Genomic DNA, 2744 nt, shown 5'->3' on the forward strand with positions numbered 1-2744 from the left:
CCAACTTACCCAAGCAGGTTTGCACCAACTAGGACAGAGGTCGATTCTCCAGAAGCGTTGCTTGCGTCAAGCGCAAAGGTTCCGACGTGCCCCGTCGTACCCAATCCTGAGTTAAGGATATTTATGCGCTCGCTCCTCAAAAGGATAAGTTTTAGTAAAGTCTTAAAGTAATCTTTAATACAATTTTTCTAAAAGTTTATCTAAATTAGGCAGTGCTAAATGGTCAAGAGTCAGAAAGCATTGACGAAAAGACAAGATTCCCGACTTTTTTAAAGAAGCCGGGAATCTGAATCTTAGTCTTTAGCTAACTTATTATTGGATGTGTAGTAAACCTTACTACCAGTATCAGGGACAAAATGGCAGCTGATACATGAATTCCATAATGATTTCCAAATTGGTTCTTCCGATTTGTGGAAATATTCACCCATCACTGGTTTTATTGCCTCAGTTGCCTTCAGTCTTCTTGCCCTCCAATGACACGAACTCGCCTCAGATCAGAAACCTCTTCTCCTCTTTCAAGGTCTTTTCTCCGCCCTTTTCCGCCACTCCGCGATCATCGCAAAACTCCAATTTCCTCCCATACAAAAGCCTTATCCCACCTTATATTTTGGTGGTTCTTCAGATGCTGCGCTCCAAGTTGCTGCCAAACATATTGATGTGTATTTAACTTGGGGTGAACCACCAGATCAAGTTGCCCAAAAGATTACAAAGGTACGCCGATTAGCAGCAGAACAAGGTAGAACAGTCCGCTTTGGGATTCGGATGCACGTTATAGTACGTGAAACTACGCAAAAAGCCTGGGATGCAGCTAATGAACTGATTCAGTATGTGGATGATGAAACCATAGCTGCTGCACATCGGCGGTTTGCTCAATCTGAATCAGAAGGACAACGCCGCATGGCCCAACTGCATAAGGGTAATCGCCAAAACTTAGAAATTAGCCCCAACTTATGGGCAGGTGTTGGCTTAGTGCGTGGGGGTGCTGGTACTGCCTTAGTTGGAGATCCAGAGACAGTTGCAGCGCGAATGCTGCAATATGCCGATTTAGGAATTAATACCTTCGTTTTCTCAGGGTATCCCCATCTCGAAGAAGCCTATCGAGTCGCTGAATTAGTGTTTCCCCACTTGCCACTACAAACTCCTGCAATTGCATTACCGCAGCAGGTTGCAAGTACATTCAGTGAATTTGTTACCAAAACAGATTTACTCAAACCACAGCCTGTGTAAGCAATTCAAAAAGTTAAACGTGAAGTAGCAAGAGTCCACTTCCTAAAGCTTCATTCCACAGAGCTGATTTTTGAATTTCTAGTAAAGAAAGAGGTGAATTTACAGGTAAGGGTAGCTCTTGTTGCAAAGATAGTTGCCACCATCCAACATCGTGCCACTCACTAAATTTATACCCAACTTTGCGAAATACACCTACAGGCGAAAAACCGACAGCCTCATGCACAGCGATACTTGCTGGATTAGGTAAAGCAATCGCAGCAAAAACGTTATAAAATCCTTGGAGTTGCAGCAACCCAAAAAGGGAAGTGTACAAAGCTTTAGCAACTCCCTTTCTGCGATGCTCAACATTTACGTACACGGATGATTCCACAGACCATTGGTAAGCGGCACGAGTCCGGTAGGGAGTAGCATAGGCATAGCCTAGAAGCTCACCGTTAATTTCACACACTAGCCAAGGCATCAGCCGTTGATAATTCTTGATACGCTGCTGAAATTCCGTTTTGCTGGGAGGCTCTATCTCAAAGGAAATTGAAGTTTCCCGCACAACTGGCGCATAAATTGCCAGCATTTTTAAGGCATCACTTTCATTAGCTAGTCTGATTGCAGCCTTCACAGCAGATCCTTTTTGGGCTAAAAATTAATTATGCAAACTCGACATACTCAATAATGGTTCCATCAGGATGCATCGCTCGCATATTGACTCCAGTGGGAACTTTGTTAGGTTCTGCCAAAATCACTGCACCCTGCTGAATAAGTGCTTCTTTAAAATCATTGAGTGAGTCAACGAGAAACGTTGCATGTGTATTCTTGAATGAAGAGAGTGCTTCTACCGAACCAGCAATTAAAAGAATAGAACCCACACCTGCGAGTTCCAACTCAGCTTCGGAATATTGAAACCACAACCAACATTTTTCTGTAAAGAGGTTTTCATAGAAAGCGATCGCCTCATCCAAGTCTACCGGATTAAGATAGACTCTGGTTAGTACTTTAAGAATTTGCATTGCAAACTGTCTGTTAGGCAGCTAGTGGATTTTATTTTTTTACTTCGGCAACCATAGTTAACTAAAATTGATCAATAATCTATCTTCAATTTTAAAAAGGTCTTCAACTCTCTGTTCACCTAGCTCTAGATAACGTTGTTCGCTGTCAATCAAAACACATTTCATTTCTACTCCTTTAGTCCCACAAAAGTCATCTGTATAGCTATCACCAATATATATACATGATGAAGCATCAGTACTTGGTACAACTTTGGGTAAAACTGTGGCGGATTCAGGTGTGAAAGTGAAACGCATAGGCGCTTCGCCTTCCCGCAGGGTAGGAGTGCAAAGGTTAGCCAGAGGAATGCAGAGTTTTTAAATTTGATTTACTACGAGTTTATGAAATCCTGTATAGCGGTTATCAGTCTTCCGAAGTACAGTAGCAGCAGTGAGTAAACCAACCGAGTAAATTCTCTGTAGTCACTTCTGCGAATGCCACATCCAATGCCTTGAGTAAATCAGGATACGTCCTTGCAC

Annotated in this window: 3 protein-coding genes and 2 pseudogenes; 1 reads left to right on the plus strand and 4 read right to left on the minus strand. The window is 42.6% G+C overall.

The annotated features are described in order from the left end of the window. Window positions 1–293: 293 nt before the first annotated feature. A pseudogene (locus LC574_RS34610) lies at window positions 294–458 on the minus strand (fatty acid desaturase); the annotation flags it as partial. A 103-nt stretch (window positions 459–561) separates the two neighbouring features. Between LC574_RS34610 and LC574_RS34615 the strand changes: the two are divergent. Next, window positions 562–1227: pseudogene (locus LC574_RS34615) on the plus strand (LLM class flavin-dependent oxidoreductase); the annotation flags it as partial. Window positions 1228–1240: 13 nt separating this feature from the next. Here LC574_RS34615 and LC574_RS34620 read toward each other — a convergent pair. From LC574_RS34620 to LC574_RS34630, 3 genes are read right to left on the minus strand one after another with little or no spacing between them, the layout of a single operon-like run. After that, the gene (locus tag LC574_RS34620) at window positions 1241–1840 is read right to left on the minus strand and encodes an arsinothricin resistance N-acetyltransferase ArsN1 family B (RefSeq protein ID WP_229458133.1); all 600 of its coding nucleotides are present in this window, start codon (window positions 1838–1840) and stop codon (window positions 1241–1243) included. 28 nt (window positions 1841–1868) lie between these two features. Then, window positions 1869–2228 carry a VOC family protein gene (locus tag LC574_RS34625; protein ID WP_229458134.1) on the minus strand — a complete coding sequence of 120 codons (360 nt, stop codon included), beginning with the start codon at window positions 2226–2228 and terminating at the stop codon, window positions 1869–1871. 57 nt (window positions 2229–2285) lie between these two features. Then, the gene (locus tag LC574_RS34630; protein WP_229458135.1) at window positions 2286–2522 is read right to left on the minus strand and encodes a hypothetical protein; all 237 of its coding nucleotides are present in this window, start codon (window positions 2520–2522) and stop codon (window positions 2286–2288) included. Window positions 2523–2744 lie beyond the last annotated feature (222 nt).

Origin of the sequence: Nostoc sp. CHAB 5715, from assembly GCF_020829685.1 — a bacterium.
In the GTDB taxonomy this organism is placed as follows: Bacteria; Cyanobacteriota; Cyanobacteriia; order Cyanobacteriales; family Nostocaceae; genus Nostoc.